Raw genomic sequence first — 24035 nt, forward strand, 5'->3', positions numbered from 1 at the left:
GCCTGGGAAAGCGGTTGTGCCGTGGTGACAGGCATTCTGTAGCATTGGTCGGCGCGCCGTGGGTGCGTCTTTGCTTTATCAGATGGAGAGCGCTATGGCTTGGAATGAGCCGGGTGGCAACTCGAATAATCAGGATCCTTGGGGTGGCAAGCGTCGTAACAACGGCGACCGCAAGGGGCCACCGGATCTCGACGAGGCCTTCCGAAAGCTGCAGGAAAGCCTGAACGGTTTGTTCGGTGGCGGTAAGAAACGTGGTGGCGACGACGGCGGTGGTCCGGGCAAGAGTGGCGGCTTTGGCGGCCTGCTCGGCATCGGTCTGGTCGTGTTGGCCGCCGTTTGGCTGTACAGCGCGGTTTATGTCGTCGACGAGCAGGAGCAGGCCGTGGTGCTGCGCTTCGGCAAGTACTACGAAACCGTGGGTCCGGGCCTGAACATCTACTTCCCGCCGATCGACAAGAAGTACATGGAGAACGTCACGCGTGAGCGTGCCTACACCAAGCAGGGCCAGATGCTGACTGAAGACGAGAACATCGTCGAAGTGCCGTTGACCGTGCAGTACAAGATCAGCAACCTGCAGGACTTCGTGCTGAGCGTCGATCAGCCGGAAATCAGCCTGCAGCACGCGACCGACAGCGCCTTGCGCCATGTGGTGGGTTCCACCGCGATGGACCAGGTACTGACCGAAGGTCGTGAGTTGATGGCTAGCGAGATCAAGGAGCGTCTGCAACGCTTCATGGACACCTATCGCACCGGTATCACCGTTACCCAGGTCAACGTGCAGAGCGCAGCGGCACCGCGTGAAGTCCAGGAAGCCTTCGATGACGTGATCCGTGCCCGTGAAGACGAGCAGCGTTCGCGCAACCAGGCCGAAACCTATGCCAACGGCGTCGTGCCGGAAGCTCGTGGTCAGGCCCAGCGCATCCTTGAGGATGCCAATGGCTACCGTGACGAGACCGTCTCGCGCGCCAAGGGTGAGGCCGATCGCTTCACCAAGCTGGTCGCCGAGTACCGCAAGGCTCCTGAAGTCACCCGCCAGCGTCTGTACCTCGACACCATGCAGGAAGTCTTCAGCAACACCAGCAAGGTTCTCGTGACCGGCAACAAGAACGGCCAGAGCAACCTGCTGTACCTGCCGCTGGACAAGATGGTCGAAAGTGGTCGCAACACCGGCACTCCGGTGACCAGTGCGGCAGCCACCGGCAATGAAGCGAATGCGCGTGCGGCAGCAGATCTGCAGCAACAGCAAGCACGTACCAGGGAGAGTCGCTGATGAGCAATAAATCGCTGATCGCCCTTATTGTCGGCGTCGTCGTGGCGATCGCTGCCTGGAACTGCTTCTACATCGTGGCTCAGACCGAGCGTGCGGTGTTGCTGCAGTTCGGTCGCGTGGTCCAGACCGATGTTCAGCCAGGCCTGCATGTGAAAGTGCCCTACGTTAACCAGGTGCGTAAATTCGACGCACGCCTGATGACGCTGGATGCACCGACACAACGCTTCCTTACGCTGGAAAAGAAAGCCGTGATGGTCGATGCCTACGCCAAGTGGCGCGTGAAGGACGCAGAGCGTTTCTACACCGCGACTTCCGGCCTCAAGCAGATCGCCGACGAGCGTCTGTCTCGTCGCTTGGAATCGGGCCTGCGTGACCAGTTCGGTAAGCGCACCCTGCACGAAGTGGTGTCGGGTGAACGTGATGCGCTGATGGCGGATATCACGGCTTCGCTGAACAAGATGGCCGAGAAAGAGCTGGGAATCGAAGTGGTCGATGTTCGGGTCAAGACCATCGACCTGCCGAAAGAAGTGAACCGCAGCGTGTTCGAACGTATGAGCACCGAGCGTGAGCGTGAAGCTCGCGAGCACCGCGCCAAGGGTAACGAACTGGCCGAAGGCATCCGTGCCGACGCCGATCGTCAACGCCGCGTGCTGCTGGCTGAAGCCTATCGTGAATCCGAAGAGGTTCGCGGTGACGGTGATGCCCAGGCTGCTGCGATCTACTCCAAGGCCTACGGTCAGGATCAGGAGTTCTACGCGTTCTACCGTAGCCTGCGCGCCTACCGTGAAAGCTTCGCGAACAAATCCGACGTCATGGTCCTCGACCCAAGCAGCGACTTCTTCCACTATCTGGAAAAAGCCAAGCCTTGATACGGCGTTGACCTGAATTATCCCCCGCCGGGCGGCTAAAACCTCTGGCGGGGTGATCCTTTGGGAAAACGTGTGTATGATGCGGCAGCCGGGAAATTCCCGGCTTTTTTGCGTCTGCATGTTTGATTGCTGTTTTAAAGCAGATGCCGGGCCGATTGGCTCGACAGTTTTTCGAGGAAAGTGGTTGGCGAAGCCGGTAGAAGGGCTTTTCGCTCCGTCGCTCATGCGCGTGGTTTGTGCGCAAGCCGATCATTTTCTGCTTCACTCAAGGCTCGCCGACAGGCTGGTCGCCCGGAGATAGGGGAAGGCGTAATGGCAACGGTAGACCGCTGGCTTCTGCCAGATGGCATCGAAGAAGTACTGCCACCGGAAGCTGCGCGTATTGAAATCGCGCGTCGTCAGGTGTTGGATCTGTTCCAGAGCTGGGGTTACGAGTTTGTCGTGACTCCCCATATCGAGTACCTGGAATCCCTGCTGACCGGTGCGGGCCAGGACCTGGATCTGCGCACCTTCAAGGTCATCGACCCGCAATCGGGCCGTCAGATGGGTTTCCGTGCCGACATCACGCCGCAAGTGGCGCGCATCGATGCGCATACCCTGCGCCGTGAAGGCCCAAGCCGCCTGTGCTATGCCGGTAGTGTCCTGCACGCTCAGCCTCGTGCCTTGTCGTCCTCGCGCAGCCCGATTCAACTGGGTGCCGAGTTGTACGGCGACGGCAGCCCGAGTAGCGACGTCGAAGTCATCAGCCTGATGCTGGCCATGCTGCAACTGGCCGATGTGCCGGATGTGCACATGGACCTCGGTCATGTTGGCATCTATCGCGGCCTGGCCCGTGCCGCCGGGTTGTCCGGTGAAGTCGAGCAGCAGTTGTTCGATGCCTTGCAACGTAAGGCCATCGACGAGGTCATTACCTTGACCGAAGGCTTGCCTGCCGATCTGTCGGGCATGCTGCGGGCGTTGGTTGATCTGTGTGGCGATCGTGAAGTGCTGGCTGCGGCCCGCGAGCGCTTGGCCAAGGCGCCGGCCCCTGTTCTGGCAGCGCTGGACGACTTGCTGGCGATTGCCGAGCGGCTGTCCGTGCGTTTCCCTGAGCTGCCGCTGTATTTCGACCTGGGCGAGCTGCGTGGTTACCACTACCACACCGGTGTGGTGTTCGCCGTGTTCGTGCCGGGCGTTGGCCAGTCCATTGCCCAGGGCGGTCGTTACGACGACATCGGCGCCGACTTCGGTCGCGCCCGTCCGGCGACCGGCTTTTCCACCGATTTGAAAACCCTGGTGACCCTGGGGCGTGCTGAGATCGAGCTACCGTCTGGCGGTATCTGGATGCCTGACAGTACGGATGCGGCACTCTGGCAGCAGGTTTGCCAGTTGCGCAGCGAGGGTCAGCGTGTCGTTCAGGCCTTGCCTGGACAACCTTTGGCCGCCGCCCGTGAAGCGGACTGCGACCGGCAATTGATTCAGCAGAACGGGCTTTGGCAAGTTTCGCCACTGGCTTCTTGAGTTTTCCCGCCGGCTGCCGCCGGCACCAAGTTTGCGCGAATGAGGACAAGTGTTATGGGTAAGAATGTCGTAGTCCTGGGCACCCAATGGGGTGATGAGGGCAAAGGCAAGATCGTTGATCTGCTGACCGAACATGCTGCCGCCGTAGTGCGCTACCAGGGTGGCCACAACGCTGGTCACACTCTGGTGATCGATGGCGAAAAAACTGTCTTGCACCTGATCCCGTCGGGCGTGCTGCGCGAAGGCGTGCAGTGCCTGATCGGCAACGGCGTGGTAGTTGCACCTGACGCTCTGCTGCGCGAGATCACCAAGCTGGAAGAAAAAGGTGTGCCAGTGCGCGAGCGCCTGCGTATCAGCCCGTCCTGCCCGCTGATCCTGTCCTTCCACGTTGCGCTGGACCAGGCCCGTGAAAAGGCCCGTGGCGAGCTGAAGATCGGTACCACCGGTCGCGGCATCGGCCCGGCCTACGAAGACAAGGTTGCACGTCGTGGCCTGCGTGTGGGCGACCTGCTCAACATGCCGCGCTTTGAAGACAAGCTGCGTGAACTGGTGGATTACCACAACTTCATGCTGGTGGGTTACTACAAAGAGCCAGCCATCGAATTCGACAAGACCCTGGCCGAATGCAAAGAATACGCTGAGCTGCTCAAGCCGCTGATGCTGGACGTGACTGCCGAGCTGCATGACCTGCGTCGCGCTGGCAAAGACATCATGTTCGAAGGCGCCCAGGGTTCGTTGCTGGACATCGACCACGGTACCTACCCGTACGTGACCAGCTCTAACACCACCGCTGGCGGCGTTGCTACCGGTTCGGGTGTTGGTCCTATGTTCCTGGACTACATCCTGGGCATCACCAAGGCTTACACCACGCGTGTAGGTTCGGGTCCATTCCCGACGGAGCTGTTCGACGAAGTCGGTGCGCACCTGGCCAAACAAGGTCACGAGTTCGGCGCGACTACCGGCCGTGCTCGTCGTTGTGGCTGGTTCGACGCTGTTATCCTGCGTCGCGCTATCGATGTGAACAGCATCTCGGGCATCTGCCTGACCAAGCTGGACGTACTCGACGGTCTGGAAACCATCAACATCTGCGTTGGCTACAAAGATGCAGAAGGCAAGGCCGTTGCCCCGACTGACGCTGACAGCTACGTGGGCCTGCAGCCTGTGTACGAAGAAGTGCCGGGCTGGACCGAATCGACCGTGGGTGCCAAAACCCTGGAAGAGCTGCCAGCCAACGCCCGTGCTTATATCAAGCGCGTTGAAGAGCTGATCGGCGCGCCGATCGACATTATTTCGACGGGCCCGGACCGCAACGAAACCATCGTTCTGCGCCATCCGTTTGCTTAATAAGCCGTTGATGTAAAACACAAAGGCCCCTTAATTGGGGCCTTTGTCGTTTATGCCTGTTGGACGGCATGACCTTTGCTGTGAACATAAAAAAAAGCATTGCTTCCGGCGTGCTATCAATTTAATGGCGCCAAAGCAGAGGGATTTCAGATGTCGGCCGTTCTCTCATTGTTACAAAGCCGTTTGTTGCGGCCCGTGTTCGTTACCCTTGGTATCGCCCTTTTGGTGCAGGTGCTGGTGGCTGTCGCTCTGACCCGGAGCACGGTGACCGCGCTGGAAGCCGATCTGGGCATGCGCCTGGGTGCGGACAGCCAAAAGCTTTCCGCTGAGCTTGAGCAGGCGGGGCGCGAAGTCACGTCGAGCCTCGACAGCCTCTCCACCAGCACGCGTCAACGCCTGACGGCCGGTTTGTCCTCGCGACTGAAGGACGAGCAGGCGCAGTTGCGCTCAACGCTGGAAAAAGACCTGAAGGACTCCGCCAGCGACATGGCGCAGCTTCTGGCTTCCGTCGCGCCCCGCGCCATGTGGGACAACGATGTTCCGACACTTTCCGAGTTCGCCCGCCGGGCCCAGCGCAATCCCAATGTGCTGTTCGTGGTGTATGACGACGCCACCGGCCAGCACCTGACGCGCTACCTCAACCGGGAAAACCCGATCAACAAGGCGCTGCTGGAAAAAGGCCAGGGCGAGCGTGCGCTGGACAAGGTGCTGGATGCTGCGAAGAACGATCCTTCGGTGTTCTACATCGAGGCCCCGATCAATCCTAACGGCGTAGAAATCGGCAAGGTCCTGATGGGGGTCTCGACGGCTTCGGTGGAGACTGACTTGGCGGCCCTCGACAAGCGCTTCTCGGCCTTGATCGCCAGCAGCGATCAACTGGTGGGCGACAGCCTCAAGGGCGCGGCCGCCGACAGCGCAGCGGCCATGCGCTCGCGGCTGCAGTCGGCGCAGTCCACGGCGGCTGAAATGAAGGCCAATACCACCAGCACCGTGCAGGAAGCCGCTACGACACTGCGCTGGCGCATCGGCGTGTGCCTGGCGGTGGTGGGCTTCGGTGTCCTGCTTTTGTTGGCGGTGGTGCTTGGTCGCCGAGTGGTCAATCGCCTGAAAATGCTGATCGTTGCCATGGATGACCTGGCGGCGGGCGAGGGCGATCTGACCAAGCGTGTGCAGATCAACAGCAAGGATGAAATCGGTGACATGGCCTCGGCGGTCAATCGCTTTGTGGATAAGTTGCAGCCGATCGTGCGCGAGGCGGGCGATGTAGCCCAGCGTACCGGTGTGGAAATCGGTGCCATGACCTTGCGCAACGCCGGTGCGGATGCGGCGGCTGGCATGCAGCGCGACGAGGTGGCGGAGAGTTTGCGCGCGCTGTCGCAAATGGCTGATGAAGCCCAGTCGGAAAGCCATGCCATGCAGGCGGCGCTGAAGCAGGTGGTGGACATTCGTCAGGCCACCGATGAAAACACCCGGACCTCGGCGAAAGTCGGCAGCCTGATCGAGGCGTTGGCCGGTCAGGTCGACACCGGGGCGCAAGTCATCGAGCGGCTGGCGCAACAAAGTGAACAGATTGAGGTGGTGCTGACGGTGATCCATGGCATCGCTGAGCAAACCAACCTGCTGGCGCTGAACGCGGCGATTGAAGCGGCACGTGCCGGCGAGACCGGGCGCGGGTTTGCGGTGGTGGCCGATGAGGTGCGGGCGCTGGCGAGCAAGACGCAGAGCTCCACCGGCGATATTCAGGCGCACATCGTGGCGTTGCAGCAGGGTGCGCGTGAAGCGGTGGCGGCAATCGGTCAGGCCGGGCGCCAGGCCAGTGAGGGTTTGCTGGTGCTGCGTGACAGTGCGCGGTTGCAGCAATCGGTGCAGGCATCGGTCGAGCAGGTCCATGCGGCGATCGGTCTGGCGACCCAGGCGGCGGCGCATCAGGCACAGGGCGCGCAGGCAGTGCGGGGGCGGGTCCAGACCATTCACGCCCAGGCCGAGAAAGCGGCGCAAGCTGTCGTGGAGACCACGGCGAGCGGCAAGGTGCTTGATGGTCTGGCGGCGCAGTTGAAGGCGAGCCTGGGGCAGTTCAGGGCTTAAAAGATCAAAGGGTCGCAGTCTTCGGCAGCTCCACAGGGGGCTTTGCGTTTCTCTGTAGGTGCTGCCGAAGGCTGCGATCTTTTGCTTTGTCAGCGGCTCAGATACATCCGGGTCGTGAGCAAATAGACCGGCAACCCCGACACCAATATCAACAACGCTGCATAAGGCGCAGCCGCCGCAAACTCCACATTCGCGGTGTGCGCCCAGACTTCCGTCGCCAGGGTGTTCAGCCCGGTGGGGCTCAACAGCAAGGTCGCCGTCAGTTCCTTCATCGCATCCAGGAACACCAACGCAAACGCCGCCCCCAACGCCGGGAAAATAATCGGCAGCGTCACTCGGCAGAAGGCGCTGAATGACGAGGCTCCCAGTGTGCGAGCGGCCTCCTCAAGCTGCGGTGCTGCTTTGTTCAGGGCGGTGCGGATTGGCGCCTGGGCCAGTGGCAGAAACAGCAGGGCGTAGGCGATCAGCAGCAATGCCGAAGTCTGGTAAAGCATCGGCACGTAGTGCAGGGCGAAATACACCAGGGTCAGGGCAATGACCAGTCCCGGCAGCGCATGCAGCAGATACGGCAGGCGCTCGGCCCAGATCGCCAGTTGGCCTTTGTAGCGCACGACCAGCAGGCCGACCGGCACCGCCAGCACCAGGCACAGTGCAGCGCCACCCAGCGACAGTGCGAGGGATGACATCAATGCCTCGCCGATTGCCGCCACGGGAAAGGCTGCCGATGATCCCACTGCCAGCCAGTAGGCGAGCATGCCCAGCGGAATCCCGCTGCCAATGATTGCCAGTAGCAGGCAATAAAGCTGTCCCGCCACTGCCCAGGGGCCCAGTTGAACCTGTTCCGCGCGTCGCGCCGCACCTTGGCCGGTGCGTACGTGTCGACCCTTGCCGCGAACGCGCAGCTCCAGCCACAGCAACGCCAGGCACAACATCAGCAGTACGGCGGAGAGCATCGCCGCGTTGGCATTGCTGAACTCCAGCTCGAACTGCTGATAGATCGCCGTGGTGAAGGTTTGCAGGCCGATGATCGACAAGGCGCCGAACTCCACCAGCATGTGCAGGGCAATCAGCAACGAGCCCGCCAGCAGCGAAGGCCAGAGCAGGGGCAGGGTGACCTTGAAAAATACGCCCCAACGATTCTGCCCCAGCGTGCGCGCGGACTCTTCGAGGGACGGGTCAAGGTTGCGCAGGGTCGCCGCCACGGGCAGAAAGATCAGCGGGTACTTGGACAGGCTCATCACCAGGATCGCCCCGCCAAGTCCCTCAAAATGAGCGCTGAGGGAAACCCAGGTGAAGCTGCTGACAAAGGCCGGAACGGCGAACGGCAGGCAGAGGATCACGCCCCACAATCGTCGGCCCGGCAAATTGCTGCGCTCCAGCAGCCAGGCCAGTGTCAAGCCGATTACCCCGCAAACAACGGTGACCCCGATCATCAACGCGAGTGTGTTGCGCAGCAGGCCGAACACATAAGGTCGCCATAGCAAATGCAGTGCTTCTGCCCAGCCTGCCTGCCAGGCTTTCAGGCCGACATACAGCAGAGGCAGGAGGCTGAGCGCTACCAACAGCAACACGGGCAGTATCAGCCAGATAGACGGCTGCTTGCGTCGTGGTGCGTATGCGTGATGCGCGGACAGTGAGGCGCCCATCAATTCAGGCCAACGTCACGTTCCAGGTCCAGCGCTTCTTCGGCGTTGCCGAGGTCGGCAGGCGTGACTTTTGGTGCTTCCAGTTCGCTGAATGGCTTGAGCCCGCGATCTGATTCCATGCCTTTGTGCAGCGGGTATTCGGCGGTGGTCTGGGTGATCACGCGCTGGCCTTCCTCGCTGGCCATGTAGGCGAGCAATTGCTGTGCTTCCTTGGGGTGTTTGCTGGATTTGAGCACGGCAGCACTGGAAACCGTGATGAGTCCACCGACGTCGCCGCCAGTGAAGTAATGCAGTTTCGAGTCGAGCTGGCCTTTTTCACGCTGCAGGGCGAACCAGTAGTAATTGTTTACCAGCACGGTGGCGACTTCGCCATTTTCCACTGCTTTCAATGCGACCATGTTGTTGCTGTAGGTCTTGCCGAATGCGCGCAGACCGGTCAGCCATTCTTCGGCTGCGTCCATGCCGTGCACCTTGATGATCGCTACCGCTTGCTCCTGGAAGGCACCGCTGGTGGGTACGAAGCCGACCTTGCCTTGCCATTTCGGATCGGAGAATTCCATCACCGAGGTCGGCAGGTCTTTTTCATCGATCAGCTTGGGGTTGAACGCAACGACGCGCACCCGGGCAGTCACGCCAATCCAGGTGCCGTTGCCGGCGACGTATTCCTTGGGCAGAACGGCCAGCGTGGCGTCATCCGTCTTGGCCAGCAGGCCTTGTTCGCCGAGTTTGTTCAGTGGTGGCGACTCTTCGGTGTAGATCACGTCGGCGGGGGAGCGATTGCCTTCTTCGACGATCTGGCTGGCGAGCTGGTTGCTGCTGCCTTTGCGCACATTGACGTGGATGCCGGTCTTGGCTTCGAAAGCTTTGGCGACCGCGTCGCCGACTTCTTTGTGCTGGCCGTTGTAGAGGGTCAGGGCAACCGGATCGGCGGCTTGGGTGAGGGGAGTGGCCAGTGCCAGGCCGAGCAGGGTGATTGTCAAGCCGCGGCGCAGGGTATTTCGAAACATCATTCGCAGGGTTCCTCACTGTCGCATTGCAAAAACTTGCAACAATGATAAACGATATTGTTTCTCAAATGCGCGCTGCGATGTTGAAGGGCGTTTGGTAAGTGCGGTAAATGGGGGGGCTTTTGTGGCGAGGGGGCTTGCCCCCGTTCGGCTGCGAAGCAGTCGTAAACTCGGCAAATGCGGTGTAGCGAAGTATGCGCTGGCGCCGCTTCGCGACCCAACGGGGGCAAGCCCCCTCGCCACATGAATGGTGGTGGTTCGAGCATTTTCAAATGCCAGAAACGCAAAAACCCGCTTTCGCGGGTTTTTGTGAAATCCAAGGTCGTAACCTTGAATTTGAATTGGTGCCCAGAAGAAGACTCGAACTTCCACGACCTTGCGGTCACCAGCACCTGAAGCTGGCGTGTCTACCAATTTCACCATCTGGGCATTCATCTTCAGCGTTGCCGCTGTTGATGTGGCGCACTATACGGAGAGCGTTTTGATCTGTAAACCCCTGATTCTAAAAATAATAAACCAGTGGTCAAAAATGCAAAAACCCGCTTTCGCGGGTTTTTGTGTGAGCCTTGAAATTGAACTAATCTCAAGCTCGAAATTGGTGCCCAGAAGAAGACTCGAACTTCCACGACCTTGCGGTCACCAGCACCTGAAGCTGGCGTGTCTACCAATTTCACCATCTGGGCAGTATCGGCAACGTTGTCCGTCGTCGATGGCGCGCACTATACGGAGCGTCTTTTTAACTGTAAACCCCCAGGGTCAAAAAAACCTGGAAAATTTCGCCAGTGGTCTTCAAAACAGCTTTGCGGTGTCGATACAGGGCTTTAGAAGGGGCGTCTTAGCCTGAAATTTCCCGTTTCATTACGCCTATGCCAAACTAACCCGCATATAGACAAGGTGAAAACTCTCTAATGGCCGATTGGCAGTCCCTCGATCCCGAGGCCGCTCGTGAAGCGGAAAAATATGAAAACCCTATTCCTAGCCGTGAACTGATCCTTCAGCACCTTGCTGATCGAGGTTCGCCTGCTAACCGCGAGCAACTGGTCGAAGAGTTTGGTCTGACCACAGAAGACCAGATCGAAGCCCTGCGCCGCCGTCTGCGCGCCATGGAGCGCGATGCTCAACTCATCTATACCCGCCGCGGCACTTATGCGCCGGTGGACAAGCTCGACCTGATCCTGGGCCGCATCAGCGGTCACCGCGATGGCTTCGGCTTCCTGGTGCCGGACGACGGCAGCGACGACCTGTTCATGAGCCCGGCGCAGATGCGCCTGGTGTTCGATGGTGACCGTGCGCTGGCCCGGGTTTCCGGTCTGGACCGTCGTGGTCGTCGCGAAGGCATGATCGTCGAAGTGGTGTCCCGCGCTCACGAAACCATTGTCGGCCGCTACTTCGAAGAGGGCGGCATCGGTTTCGTGGTTGCCGACAACCCGAAAATCCAGCAGGAAGTGCTGGTGACGCCAGGTCGTAACGCCAACGCGCAGATCGGTCAGTTCGTCGAAGTGAAGATCACTCACTGGCCGACGCCACGCTTTCAGCCGCAAGGCGACGTGGTTGAAGTCGTGGGCAACTACATGGCGCCGGGCATGGAAATCGATGTCGCCCTGCGCACCTACGACATTCCTCACGTCTGGCCTGACGCCGTGCTCAAGGAAGCCGGCAAGCTCAAGCCGGAAGTCGAAGAGAAAGACAAAGAGAAGCGCATCGACCTGCGTCATCTGCCGTTCGTCACCATCGACGGCGAAGATGCCCGCGACTTCGATGATGCGGTCTACTGCGAAGCCCGTCCGGGCAAGCTGCGTCTGTTCTCCGGCGGCTGGAAGTTGTACGTGGCGATTGCCGACGTATCCAGCTACGTGAAACTCGGTTCGGCGCTGGATGCCGAGGCCCAGGTTCGCGGCAACTCGGTGTACTTCCCTGAGCGCGTGATTCCGATGCTGCCTGAGCAGTTGTCCAACGGCCTGTGTTCGCTGAACCCGCAAGTCGATCGCCTGGCCATGGTTTGCGAGATGACCATCTCCAAAACCGGCGAAATGACCGACTACTGCTTCTACGAAGCGGTGATTCACTCCCATGCGCGTCTGACCTACAACAAGGTCAGCGCGATGCTGGAGACGCCGAAAGCCACCGAAGCGCGCAAGTTGCGCGGCGAATACACCGACGTGGTGCCGCACCTCAAGCAGCTCTACTCGCTGTACAAGGTATTGCTGGCGGCTCGCCATGTGCGTGGCGCGATCGATTTCGAAACCCAGGAAACCCGGATCATCTTCGGTTCCGAGCGCAAGATTGCCGAAATCCGTCCGACTATACGTAACGACGCGCACAAGCTGATCGAGGAATGCATGCTGGCGGCCAACGTGGCCACCGCCGAATTCCTGAAGAAGCACGAAATCCCTGCGCTGTATCGCGTTCACGATGGTCCGCCACCGGAGCGTCTGGAAAAGCTGCGCGCGTTCCTCGGCGAGCTCGGTCTGTCCCTGCACAAAGGCAAGGACGGTCCGTCACCGAAGGATTACCAGGCACTGCTGGCTGGTATCAAGGATCGTCCGGATTTCCACCTGATCCAGACCGTCATGCTGCGTTCGTTGAGCCAGGCGGTGTACAGCGCCGATAACCAGGGCCACTTCGGCCTGAATTACGAGGCGTACACCCACTTCACTTCGCCGATCCGCCGCTACCCGGACTTGCTCACGCACCGGGCGATCCGCAGCGTGATCCATTCGAAGCAGAACACCCCGCACGTTCGCCGTGCCGGTGCGATGACCATTCCGAAAGCGCGTATCTATCCGTACGACGAAGCGGCCCTGGAGCAGCTCGGCGAGCAGTGCTCGATGAGCGAGCGCCGTGCCGACGAAGCGACCCGCGACGTAGTGAACTGGCTCAAGTGCGAGTTCATGAAAGATCGCGTTGGCGAATCGTTCCCGGGTGTGATCACCGCCGTGACCGGTTTTGGTCTGTTCGTCGAGCTTACAGACATTTATGTCGAAGGCCTGGTGCACGTCACCGCGCTGCCGGGCGATTACTACCACTTCGATCCTGTGCACCACCGCCTGGCCGGTGAGCGTACCGGTCGCAGCTTCCGCTTGGGCGATACCGTGGAAGTGCGAGTCATGCGCGTCGACCTCGACGAACGCAAGATCGACTTCGAGATGGCTGAGAAGACCATCAGCGCGCCGATCGGCCGCAAGAAACGTGGCGCCGAAAGCACCGCCCCCGCGGCGAAAGTCGAAGCAGAGCCGGCCCCGGCGAAAACCGGCCGTCGTCCTGCCAAGGAAAAGGCTGTAGAAGCCTATCGCCCGAGCGATGCGGCGGCGAAAAACGCCGAAGTGCGCAAAAGTCGTGAAATGAAACAGGCGTTGCTGGCCGGTGCGAAAAGCGGCGGTAAAGCGGCGTCTGGGGGAAAGACCAGTCGGTCGACGCCTGACAAGGCCGTCGGCGGCAAGCCAGCCAAACCGAGCAAACATCGTAAAGGCCCGCCAAAAGCGGGCTCGGCTCCAGCCAAGAGTGGCGGGGCGCGTAAACCTAAGGCCAAGCCATGAGTCAGTTGGAAAAGATCTACGGCGTACATGCTGTAGAAGCGTTGTTGCGTCACCACCCGAAACGCGTGAAGCAGATCTGGTTGGCCGAAGGTCGCAATGACCCTCGGGTCCAGACGCTGATCGAACTGGCCAACGAAAACCGGGTCCAGGTCGGCCAGGCCGAGCGCCGCGAAATGGACGCCTGGGTTGATGGTGTGCACCAGGGTGTGGTCGCGGACGTGAGTCCGAGCCAGGTCTGGGGCGAGGCGATGCTCGACGAGTTGCTCGATCGCACCGATGGCGCGCCGTTGTTGCTGGTGCTCGACGGCGTGACCGATCCGCACAACCTCGGCGCTTGCCTGCGTTCGGCTGACGCAGCGGGTGCGCTGGCAGTGATCGTGCCGAAGGACAAGTCGGCGACCCTGACTCCGGTTGTACGAAAAATCGCCTGCGGTGCGGCGGAAGTGATTCCGCTGGTTGCCGTGACCAACCTGGCGCGCACCCTGGAAAAGCTCCAGCAGCGTGGCTTGTGGGTTGTCGGTACGGCCGGTGAAGCTGAGGTCAGCCTGTATGACCAGGACCTGACCGGCCCGACCATCCTGATCATGGGTGCCGAAGGCAAGGGTATGCGTCGCCTGACCCGCGAGCATTGCGACTACCTGGTGAACCTGCCGATGGGCGGTAGCGTCAGCAGTCTCAACGTTTCCGTGGCGACGGGTGTCTGCCTGTTCGAAGCGCAGCGTCAGCGTAGCGTCAAGGCCAAGGCTGCTGCCAAGAAGTCCTGATCCACACGCGCCCCAATGTAGGAGCTGGCTTGCCAGCGAAGGCGGAGTAACATTCAGCAACTATGTTGGATGTAATGCCGCTTTCGCGGGCAAGCCAGCTCCTACAGTGTTTTTTGGCAAGGCATGAATGGGTGGCTGTTCAAATAATCACCAATTACCTTGCGCCTCCCTCGCCCCTTCTCTACAATTGCGCCCCTTGCTGTGATGGCAGGCACCAACGTGTCTAGCGTCCGCAAGTCCATAAGTGTCATTCACTCCTTGTCTGACCGCTTTTGAGCGGCAGGCTACAACCCGTAAGGAGCATTCATGCGTCATTACGAAATCATCTTTTTGGTCCACCCGGATCAAAGCGAGCAAGTCGGCGGCATGGTTGAGCGTTACACCAAGCTGATCGAAGAAGACGGCGGCAAAATCCACCGTCTGGAAGATTGGGGCCGTCGTCAACTGGCCTACGCAATCAACAATGTTCACAAGGCTCACTACGTGATGCTGAACGTTGAGTGCACTGGCAAGGCCCTGGCCGAGCTGGAAGACAACTTCCGCTACAACGATGCAGTGATCCGTAACCTGGTCATCCGTCGCGACGAAGCCGTTACCGGCCAGTCCGAGATGCTCAAGGCTGAAGAAAACCGCAGTGAGCGCCGTGAGCGTCGCGACCGTCCTGAGCACGAAGGCGCTGAAAGCGCTGATAGTGATGACAGCGACAACAGCGATAACGCTGACGAGTAATCCACGGACCTTTTAAGGAGCCAATTACATGGCACGTTTCTTCCGTCGTCGTAAATTCTGCCGCTTCACCGCTGAAGACGTGAAAGAGATCGATTACAAAGATCTCAACACTCTGAAAGCCTACGTATCCGAGACCGGCAAAATCGTTCCAAGCCGCATCACCGGTACCAAAGCTCGTTATCAGCGTCAGCTGGCCACCGCTATCAAGCGCGCCCGCTTCCTGGCCCTGCTGGCCTACACCGACAGCCACGGCCGCTGAGACCGGGCAGTCGACACGTAGCAAAGGATTGAATGCATGCGGGCCATAGCTGAGTTCATCATGCGCGGCCGTATGCAGGCCACTCTCGTAGTGGCTGGATGCGCGGCATTGCCGTTGTTGTATTGGTTGGGTGCTGCCGCCGGATGCCTTGTGCTCCTGCGGCGCGGATTGAGGGACGCCCTGGGCGTTCTTGCTCTGGGACTGCTGCCGGCATTGGCCTGGTGGCTTTACTCCGACGACCCACGGGCACTTCTGGTGCTGCTGGGGTCTGCGAGCCTTGCGTTGGTTTTGCGCGCAAGCGAGTCCTGGAACCGCGTGCTGCTGGTCAGCATAGCGATGGGAGTGGTGTTTTCAGTGGTGTTGGGGACAGCTTTTGCTCCCCAGATCGAGATGCTGGCGCAGGCTTTGATCAAAGTCATGCCGTCGCTACTCGGCGATGTCTACCAGAAGTTGTCGGTAGACGAACAAGCGCGTTTCGCGTCCCTGATTGCACCGGTCCTGACCGGCCTGATTGCGGCATTGTTGCAAATCGTCAGCTTGCTGAGCCTGCTTGTCGGGCGTTACTGGCAGGCGTTGTTGTACAACCCGGGCGGTTTTGGTCGCGAGTTTCGCGCCATCCGCTTCCCGCTGTTGCCGGCGATGTTGCTGCTGGCGTGCATGCTTCTGGGGCCGAATCTCGGTTCGCAGATGGCCATGTTGACGCCGTTGTGCAGCGTACCGCTGGTGTTCGCCGGGCTGGCCCTGATTCACGGGCTGGTGGCGCAGAAGCGACTGGCCAGGTTCTGGCTGGTGGGGTTGTACGTGACGCTGTTGCTGTTCATGCAACTGATCTATCCGTTGCTGGTGGTCTTGGCCATCGTCGACAGCCTGATTGATTTTCGCGGTCGTTCGGCACCGAAAGATGCCGATAACGCGAACGGTGAAGGTTAAAAGTTAAGAGGATTTTCACATGCAACTGATCCTTCTGGAAAAAGTCACCAACCTGGGCAACCTGGGTGACAAAGTGAACGTTAAGGCTGGTTACGGTCGTAACTACCTGCTGCCTTACGGCAAAGCTACCGCTGCGACCCCAGCCAACCTGGCTGCGTTCGAAGAGCGTCGCGCTGAGCTGGAAAAAGCTGCAGCAGATCGCAAGACCTCGGCTGAAAGCCGCGCTGCCCAACTGGCCGAGCTGGAAGTGACTATCACTGCCACCGCTGGCGACGAAGGCAAGCTGTTCGGTTCGATCGGTACTCACGACATCGCTGACGCACTGACCGCCTCTGGCGTTGAAGTGCAGAAGAGCGAAGTTCGTCTGCCGAACGGCACTATCCGTAACGTAGGTGAATTCGACGTGGCCGTGCACCTGCACGCCGAAGTTGAAGCCACCGTACGCGTTGTCGTGGTAGCAGCTTAAGCAGCACTTGTCGGCTGGTACCCTCGGGTGCTTGCCGGTAACATCGGGCACGATCCTGTTTACAGGTCGTGCCCTTTGTCTTTCTGCGACCCCTGTTTTTTATCACCAAGAATCAAGTGGCCATGAACGATATCTCCGCTCCCGAGCAATACGATCTGCAAACCGCTGCCCTGAAGGTGCCGCCGCATTCCATCGAGGCCGAACAGGCCGTGCTCGGTGGTTTGATGCTGGACAACAACGCCTGGGAACGCGTGCTCGATCAAGTGTCGGACGGCGATTTCTATCGGCATGACCACCGCCTGATCTTCCGGGCGATCGCCAAACTGGCCGATCAGAACTCACCGATCGACGTCGTGACCCTTGCCGAGCAATTGGACAAGGAAGGTCAGACCTCGCAAGTCGGTGGCCTCGGTTACCTGGGTGAGCTGGCAAAAAATACGCCGTCTGTCGCCAACATCAAGGCGTATGCCCAGATCGTCCGCGCGCGAGCGACCTTGCGGCAGTTGATCGGTATCGCCAGCGAAATTGCTGACAGCGCGTTCAACCCGGAAGGCCGTACGGCAGAAGAGATTCTCGACGAAGCCGAACGGCAGATCTTCCAGATCGCCGAGGCCCGGCCGAAAACCGGTGGCCCGGTGGGCGTCAACGACCTGCTGGCCAAAGCCATCGACCGCATCGACACCCTGTTCAACACCGATAACGCCATCACTGGCCTGTCCACTGGCTACACCGACCTCGACGAGAAGACCAGCGGCCTGCAACCGGCCGACTTGATCATTGTTGCCGGCCGTCCTTCCATGGGTAAAACCACCTTTGCGATGAACCTGGTGGAAAATGCCGTGTTGCGCAGCGATAAGTGCGTACTGGTTTACTCGCTCGAGATGCCAGGCGAATCGCTGATCATGCGTATGTTGTCGTCCTTGGGCCGTATCGACCAGACCAAGGTCCGTGCCGGCCGCCTGGACGATGACGATTGGCCGCGCCTGACCTCGGCGGTCAACCTGCTCAACGATCGCAAGTTGTTCATCGACGATACGGCTGGCATCAGCCCATCGGAAATGCGCGCACGGACCCGTCGACTGGTGCGTGAGCACGGCGACGTCGCCCTGATCATGATCGACTACCTGCAGTTGATGCAGATCCCAGGTTCCGCCGGCGACAACCGGACCAACGAGATTTCCGAAATCTCCCGTTCCTTGAAGGCGTTGGCCAAAGAGTTCAACTGCCCGGTGGTGGCGTTGTCCCAGCTCAACCGTTCCCTGGAGCAGCGCCCGAACAAGCGCCCGATCAACTCCGACCTCCGGGAATCCGGAGCGATCGAGCAGGATGCTGACGTCATCATGTTCGTATACCGGGATGAGGTCTATCACCCGGAGACCGAGCACAAAGGCATCGCCGAGATCATCATCGGCAAGCAGCGGAACGGCCCGATCGGTACGTCACGGCTGGCGTTCATTGGCAAATACACGCGCTTCGAAAACCTCGCGCCAGGTAGCTATAACTTCGACGACGAATAACCCTGTGGGAGCGGGCTTGCTCGCGAAGAGGGAGTGTCGGTCGACATCAATGTCGACTGATGTATCGCTTTCGCGAGCAAGCCCGCTCCCACATGGGTTACGCGTAATTTCCGACCATAGCCGTCGGAATTGGTTGTTTTTTGTGCTATATTCCGCGCCCGCGATTTTTCATCTCAACACCGGTCATCGTCATGCAAACAGCCAAGCCGTTATTTGACTATCCCAAGTACTGGGCCGAATGCTTCGGTCCAGCGCCATTCCTGCCGATGAGCAGGGAGGAGATGGATCAGCTCGGCTGGGACTCCTGCGACATCATCATCGTCACCGGTGATGCCTACGTCGATCACCCGTCGTTTGGCATGGCGATCATCGGCCGGCTGCTGGAGTCCCAGGGCTTCCGCGTCGGGATCATTGCCCAGCCGAACTGGCAGTCCAAAGACGATTTCATGAAGCTCGGCGAGCCGAACCTGTTCTTCGGTGTCGCGGCCGGCAACATGGACTCGATGATCAACCGCTACACCGCGGACAAGAAAATCCGTTCCGACGATGCCTACACGCCAGGTGGCATGGCCGGTAAGCGTCCGGATCGTGCGAGTCTGGTCTACAGCCAGCGCTGCAAGGAAGCCTACAAGCACGTGCCGATCGTGCTCGGCGGAATCGAAGCCTCCCTGCGCCGCATCGCCCACTACGACTACTGGCAGGACCGTGTGCGCAACTCGATCTTGATCGACGCCAGCGCCGACATCCTGCTCTACGGCAACGCCGAGCGTGCGATTGTCGAAGTCGCCCAGCGTCTGTCCTACGGTCACAAGATCGAAGACATCACCGATGTGCGCGGCACCGCGTTCATTCGTCGCGACACGCCGCAAGGCTGGTACGAAGTCGACTCCACGCGCATCGACCGTCCGGGCAAGATCGACAAGATCATCAACCCGTACGTGAACACCCAGGACACCCAGGCCTGCGCCATCGAGCAGGAAAAAGGTCCGGTCGACGATCCGCAGGAAGCCAAGGTCGTGCAGATCCTGGCCAGCCCGCGCATGACCCGCGACAAGACCGTGATCCGTTTGCCGTCGGTTGAAAAAGTCCGTGGCGATGCGGTGCTTTATGCCCACGCCAACCGCGTGTTGCACCTGGAAACCAACCCGGGCAACGCCCGTGCACTGGTGCAGAAGCATGGCGAAGTGGACGTCTGGTTCAACCCACCACCGATTCCGATGACCACCGAAGAAATGGACTACGTGTTCGGCATGCCTTATGCGCGCATTCCGCACCCGGCGTACGGCAAGGAGAAGATCCCGGCCTACGACATGATCCGCTTCTCGGTGAACATCATGCGTGGCTGCTTCGGCGGCTGCACCTTCTGCTCGATCACCGAGCACGAAGGCCGGATCATCCAGAACCGTTCCCATGAGTCGATCATTCGCGAAATCGAAGAGATTCGTGACAAGGTCCCGGGTTTTACCGGCGTGATCTCCGACCTCGGCGGCCCGACCGCGAACATGTACCGCATTGCCTGCAAGAGCCCGGAAATCGAATCCGCGTGCCGCAAGCCATCGTGCGTGTTCCCTGGCATCTGCCCGAACCTGAACACCGACCACTCGGCGCTGATCCAGCTGTACCGCAGCGCCCGTGAGTTGCCGGGTGTGAAGAAAATCCTGATCGCTTCCGGCCTGCGCTATGACCTCGCGGTCGAGTCGCCGGAATACGTCAAGGAACTGGTGACCCACCACGTCGGTGGTTACCTGAAGATCGCCCCGGAACACACCGAGGAAGGTCCGCTCAACCAGATGATGAAACCGGGCATCGGCAGCTATGACAAGTTCAAGCGCATGTTCGAGAAGTACTCCAAGGAAGCGGGCAAGGAGCAGTACCTGATTCCGTACTTCATCGCCGCCCACCCGGGCACCACCGATGAAGACATGATGAACCTGGCCCTGTGGCTCAAGGGCAACGGCTTCCGTGCCGACCAGGTGCAGGCGTTCTACCCGTCGCCGATGGCCACCGCCACCGCGATGTATCACTCGGGCAAGAACCCGCTGCGCAAGGTCACCTACAAGAGTGACGCGGTGACCATCGTCAAGAGCGAGGAGCAGCGCCGTCTGCACAAGGCGTTCTTGCGTTATCACGACCCGAAAGGCTGGCCGATGCTGCGCGAGGCACTGACCCGCATGGGCCGTGCCGACCTGATCGGGCCGGGCAAGAACCAGTTGATTCCTTTGCATCAGCCGTCGACTGACAGCTACCAGAGCGCCCGTCGCAAGAACTCGACGCCGGCCGGCAGCCACAAGGTTGCAGGGGAAAAGACCACCAAGATCCTGACTCAGCATACCGGCCTGCCACCTCGTGCCAGCGATGGCGGCAATCCGTGGGACAAGCGCGAACAGGCCAAGGCTGCGGCGTTCGCCCGCAACCAGCAGGCGGCCAAGGAGCGCAAGGACGCGGCCAAGGGCAAAGGGCCAAAGCCGACCCGTAAGCCGGTCGTGCCGCGTTAAGCCGCGCTTGAGCTGAACAGAACGCCAACCTTCGGGTTGGCGTTTTGCATTCCAGGCTTGAAAAATGTACTGGAGCTGCTGGCCTCATCGCGAGCAGGCTCACTCCTACAATGAAATGCATTCCCCTGTAGGAGCGAGCCTGCTCGCGAAGAGGCCGGAGCTGCCAACCAATTTCTGGCTGATCGCCACATTTACGTGCACCTACGTCAAACCATTTTCCTGCATCGCCCGATTTTGGTGCTGTACTGCCTCAGGCAACCGAAGAAAGCGCCAGCGCTGCTGGATGGCATAAGTCTTGCGCGCTTTCCCATACGCTCAAGGCTCGCAGGAGGCACGCCGTGTCGATTCATGTCGCATTGCACCACGTCACGCATTACCGCTATGACCGCGCTGTCGAGCTCGGCCCGCAGATCGTTCGCCTGCGCCCCGCTGCTCACAGCCGCACGCGGATTCTGTCCTATGCGTTGAAAGTCTCTCCTGAGCAACACTTCATCAACTGGCAGCAGGACCCTCAGGGCAATTACCTGGCGCGACTGGTGTTCCCGGAAAAAACCGAAGAATTGCGAATCGAAGTCGATCTGCTGGCCGAAATGGCGATCTTCAATCCGTTCGACTTTTTCCTTGAGCCTTACGCGGAAAAGATCCCCTTCGCCTATGCCGCGGATGAGCGCAAGGAGCTGGCGCCGTATCTGGAAACCCTGCCCCTTACGCCGAAGTTCAAGGCCTACCTGGACGGCATCGACCGCACACCGTTGCCCGCCGTGGACTTTCTTGTCGCACTCAACCAGCGTTTGAGCGAAGACATCGATTACCTGATCCGCATGGAGCCCGGCGTACAAACACCTGAGCACACCCTCGACCAAGCCTCCGGCTCGTGCCGTGACTCCGCGTGGTTGCTGGTGCAACTGCTGCGCAACCTGGGGCTGGCGGCGCGTTTTGTGTCGGGCTACCTGATCCAGCTGACCGCCGACGTCAAAAGTCTCGACGGTCCGTCAGGAACCGAAGTGGATTTCACCGACCTGCATGCCTGGTGCGAGGTGTACTTGCCCGGAGCGGGCTGGATCGGCCTGGATGCGACCTCCGGGCTGTTTGCCGGTGAAGGACACATTCCGTTGGCCTGTAGTCCCGATCCGTCCTCTGCGGCGCCGATCAGTGGCTTGGTGGAACCGTGCGAGTGCGAATTCAGCCACGAAATGTCCGTGGAGCGGATTTGGGAGGCTCCACGGGTCACCAAGCCCTACACCGACGACCAGTGGCTGGCGATCCAAACCCTGGGCCGACAGATCGATGCCGACTTGCTGGAAGGCGATGTGCGCCTGACCATGGGCGGCGAGCCGACCTTTGTGTCCATCGATGACCCGGATGGCGCCGAGTGGAATACCGCGGCACTGGGGCCGGATAAACGGCGGTTGTCCGCCGAACTGTTCCAACGCATGCGTAAACACTACGCGCCCCAGGGGTTGGTGCATTTTGGGCAGGGCAAGTGGTACCCCGGCGAGCAACTGCCGCGCTGGTCGCTCAATTGCTACTGGCGCCGTGACGGTGTGCCGATCTGGCACAACAGCGCGCTGATCGCCGACGAACAGGAAGACTACGGCGCCGACGGGGCGCTGGCCGGGCGTTTTCTGGCGAGTGTCGCCGAACGGCTGAAGATTCCGACACGCTTTGTGTTTGCGGCCTACGAAGACAATTTCTATTACCTCTGGCGCGAAGGCATGCTGCCGCAAAACGTCAGCGCCGAAGACTCGCGTCTGGAAGAGCCGCTGGAACGAGCACGCCTGCGCAAAGTGTTCGGCCAAGGCCTGGACAAGATCATTGGTCAGGTCCTGCCGCTGGCGCGCACCGCCAAGGGCGATCAGTGGCAGAGCGGGCGCTGGTATCTGCGCGACGAGCACTGCCGACTGGTGCCGGGAGACTCACCGCTGGGGTATCGCTTGCCGTTGGGCTCGCAACCCTGGGTGAAAGCGGCGGAGTATCCGTTTATCCATCCGCAAGACCCGAATCAAGACTTCCCGCCGCTGCCCGACACCGCGCAACTGCAAAGCCAAAGCGAAGCTGCCGAGGTGCAGGAGCGCGCACCGAAGATCGACGAATCCGCCGACTATCTGACCCGCACCGCCTTCTGCGCCGAAGCGCGGGATGGCCGGTTGTACCTGTTCATGCCGCCGCTGGAGCGTGTCGAGGATTACCTCGAGCTGGTCGCTGCCATCGAAGCCACCGCCGAAGAGCTGATGTGCCCGGTGTTGCTGGAGGGCTATGAGCCGCCGAGCGATCCACGCCTGAGCAACTTCCGCATCACCCCGGATCCGGGGGTGATCGAGGTCAACGTGCAGCCGTCCGCGACCTGGGATGAGTTGGTCGAGCGCACCGAATTTCTCTACGAAGAAGCGCGCCAGACCCGGCTGACCACCGAGAAATTCATGATCGACGGCCGGCATACCGGCACGGGCGGCGGTAACCATTTCGTGTTGGGTGGCGCGACTCCGGGGGACTCGCCGTTTCTGCGTCGCCCGGATCTGCTGCGCAGCCTGATCAGCTACTGGCATAACCATCCGTCCCTTTCCTACCTGTTTTCCGGATTGTTCATCGGCCCGACGTCCCAGGCGCCCCGTGTCGACGAAGCGCGCAACGATGCCTTGTACGAACTGGAGATCGCTTTCGCGCAGATGCCTGAGCCGGGTGAGGAATGTCCGCCATGGCGGGTGGATCGACTGCTGCGCAATCTGCTGATCGATGTGACCGGCAACACCCACCGCGCCGAGTTCTGCATCGACAAACTCTATTCGCCGGACGGTGCCACCGGGCGCCTCGGATTGCTGGAGCTGCGTGCGTTCGAGATGCCGCCCCATGCGCGCATGAGCCTGGCGCAACAATTGTTGCTGCGGGCGCTGGTCGCGCGGTTCTGGCGCGAGCCCTATGCTCCGCCGAAACTGGCGCGCTGGGGCACGGAGCTGCACGATCGCTTCCTGTTGCCGCACTTTATCGAGCAAGACTTCGCCGATGTCATCGTCGACCTCAACGCCGCCGGTTATCCGGTACGGGCCGAATGGTTCGCCGCGCATCTGGAGTTCCGCTTCCCCAAGGTCGGCGACTACGCCGTCAGTGGCATTGCACTGGAGTTGCGTCAGGCGCTCGAGCCCTGGCACGTGCTGGGCGAAGAGGGCGCCATGGGCGGTACGGTGCGTTACGTGGATTCGTCGCTGGAGCGTTTGCAGGTCAAGCTCAGCGGCTTGCCGCCCCAGCGATATCTGCTGACCTGCAACGGCATTCCGGTGCCATTGCAGCCCACCGGGCGTGTAGGCGAATTCGTCGCGGGCGTGAGATTTCGTGCCTGGCAACCGGCCAACTGCCTGCAACCGACGATTCCGGTCCACGCGCCTCTGGTGTTCGACCTGCTCGACACCTGGATGCAGCGCTCGCTGGGTGGTTGCCAGTACCACGTCGCCCATCCGGGCGGGCGCAACTACGACAGCTTGCCGGTCAATGCCAATGAAGCGGAGAGCCGGCGAATGGCGCGTTTCTTCCGCATCGGACACACACCGGGAAAACTTCCTCTACCCAATCTGGAAATCAGCGACGAGTTGCCGATGACACTCGATTTGCGACGTTTCTAAACCG

16 protein-coding genes and 2 tRNA genes are annotated in these 24035 nt (G+C 60.4%); 14 read left to right on the top strand and 4 right to left on the bottom strand.

Going from position 1 to position 24035, the window contains the following annotated elements; all coding sequences use genetic code 11:
• Positions 1-94 precede the first annotated feature (94 nt).
• The 5 genes from hflK to VC35_RS10660 all read left to right on the top strand — a co-directional run bounded on the left by hflK (position 95) and on the right by VC35_RS10660 (position 7068).
• Entirely contained in the window at positions 95-1270 is a 1176-nt protein-coding gene (hflK, locus tag VC35_RS10640; RefSeq protein ID WP_046039825.1) for an FtsH protease activity modulator HflK, read from the top strand.
• On the top strand, positions 1270-2139 hold the full coding sequence (gene hflC, locus VC35_RS10645) for a protease modulator HflC (RefSeq protein ID WP_046039827.1): 870 nt from the start codon (positions 1270-1272) through the stop codon (positions 2137-2139). The genes hflK and hflC overlap by 1 nt, the downstream gene beginning before the upstream one ends.
• Before the next feature lie 312 nt (positions 2140-2451).
• Positions 2452-3639 (top strand): ATP phosphoribosyltransferase regulatory subunit, encoded by a 1188-nt coding sequence (locus VC35_RS10650; RefSeq protein ID WP_046039828.1) that lies wholly within the window; start codon positions 2452-2454, stop codon positions 3637-3639.
• 54 nt (positions 3640-3693) lie between these two features.
• Positions 3694-4983 carry an adenylosuccinate synthase gene (locus VC35_RS10655; protein WP_046039830.1) on the top strand — a complete coding sequence of 430 codons (1290 nt, stop codon included), beginning with the start codon at positions 3694-3696 and terminating at the stop codon, positions 4981-4983.
• A 150-nt stretch (positions 4984-5133) separates the two neighbouring features.
• Positions 5134-7068, top strand: a complete 1935-nt coding sequence (locus VC35_RS10660) for a methyl-accepting chemotaxis protein (RefSeq protein ID WP_046039831.1) — start codon at positions 5134-5136, stop codon at positions 7066-7068.
• 89 nt (positions 7069-7157) lie between these two features.
• On the opposite strand, the gene VC35_RS10665 is transcribed toward VC35_RS10660, so the two are convergent.
• From VC35_RS10665 to VC35_RS10680, 4 genes are all read right to left on the bottom strand, one after another.
• The gene (locus VC35_RS10665; protein ID WP_046039833.1) at positions 7158-8714 is read right to left on the bottom strand and encodes an ABC transporter permease; all 1557 of its coding nucleotides are present in this window, start codon (positions 8712-8714) and stop codon (positions 7158-7160) included.
• On the bottom strand, positions 8714-9724 hold the full coding sequence (locus VC35_RS10670) for an extracellular solute-binding protein (protein ID WP_046039834.1): 1011 nt from the start codon (positions 9722-9724) through the stop codon (positions 8714-8716). Before VC35_RS10670 ends, VC35_RS10665 begins: the two co-directional genes overlap by 1 nt.
• 339 nt (positions 9725-10063) lie before the next feature.
• Positions 10064-10150, bottom strand: a tRNA-Leu gene (locus tag VC35_RS10675).
• Positions 10151-10317: 167 nt separating this feature from the next.
• A tRNA-Leu gene (locus VC35_RS10680) sits at positions 10318-10404 on the bottom strand.
• A 225-nt stretch (positions 10405-10629) separates the two neighbouring features.
• Here VC35_RS10680 and rnr point away from each other — a divergent pair.
• From rnr to VC35_RS10725, 9 genes are all read left to right on the top strand, one after another.
• A complete protein-coding gene (gene rnr, locus VC35_RS10685) occupies positions 10630-13257 on the top strand; it encodes a ribonuclease R (protein ID WP_046039835.1) in 2628 nt (875 codons plus the stop codon).
• Complete coding sequence (rlmB, locus tag VC35_RS10690) at positions 13254-14021, top strand: 23S rRNA (guanosine(2251)-2'-O)-methyltransferase RlmB (RefSeq protein ID WP_046039836.1); 768 nt, start codon at positions 13254-13256, stop codon at positions 14019-14021. Before rnr ends, rlmB begins: the two co-directional genes overlap by 4 nt.
• A 306-nt stretch (positions 14022-14327) precedes the next feature.
• Complete coding sequence (rpsF, locus tag VC35_RS10695; RefSeq protein WP_008048087.1) at positions 14328-14750, top strand: 30S ribosomal protein S6; 423 nt, start codon at positions 14328-14330, stop codon at positions 14748-14750.
• A gap of 28 nt (positions 14751-14778) precedes the next feature.
• On the top strand, positions 14779-15009 hold the full coding sequence (rpsR, locus tag VC35_RS10700; protein ID WP_002551829.1) for a 30S ribosomal protein S18: 231 nt from the start codon (positions 14779-14781) through the stop codon (positions 15007-15009).
• 36 nt (positions 15010-15045) lie between these two features.
• Entirely contained in the window at positions 15046-15939 is an 894-nt protein-coding gene (locus tag VC35_RS10705; RefSeq protein ID WP_046039838.1) for a YybS family protein, read from the top strand.
• A 19-nt stretch (positions 15940-15958) separates the two neighbouring features.
• The gene (gene rplI / locus VC35_RS10710; protein WP_046039839.1) at positions 15959-16405 is read left to right on the top strand and encodes a 50S ribosomal protein L9; all 447 of its coding nucleotides are present in this window, start codon (positions 15959-15961) and stop codon (positions 16403-16405) included.
• Positions 16406-16527: 122 nt separating this feature from the next.
• Entirely contained in the window at positions 16528-17922 is a 1395-nt protein-coding gene (gene dnaB, locus VC35_RS10715; protein ID WP_046039841.1) for a replicative DNA helicase, read from the top strand.
• A gap of 191 nt (positions 17923-18113) precedes the next feature.
• Positions 18114-20417: a YgiQ family radical SAM protein gene (locus VC35_RS10720; protein WP_046039843.1), complete on the top strand. Its 2304-nt coding sequence runs from the start codon at positions 18114-18116 to the stop codon at positions 20415-20417.
• 338 nt (positions 20418-20755) lie between these two features.
• Positions 20756-24031, top strand: coding sequence for a transglutaminase family protein (locus VC35_RS10725; RefSeq protein ID WP_046039845.1), 3276 nt, complete (start codon positions 20756-20758; stop codon positions 24029-24031).
• Positions 24032-24035: the final 4 nt, after the last annotated feature.

Origin of the sequence: Pseudomonas fluorescens (genome assembly GCF_000967965.1) — a bacterium.
GTDB classification, from domain to species: domain Bacteria; phylum Pseudomonadota; class Gammaproteobacteria; order Pseudomonadales; family Pseudomonadaceae; genus Aquipseudomonas; species Aquipseudomonas grandcourensis.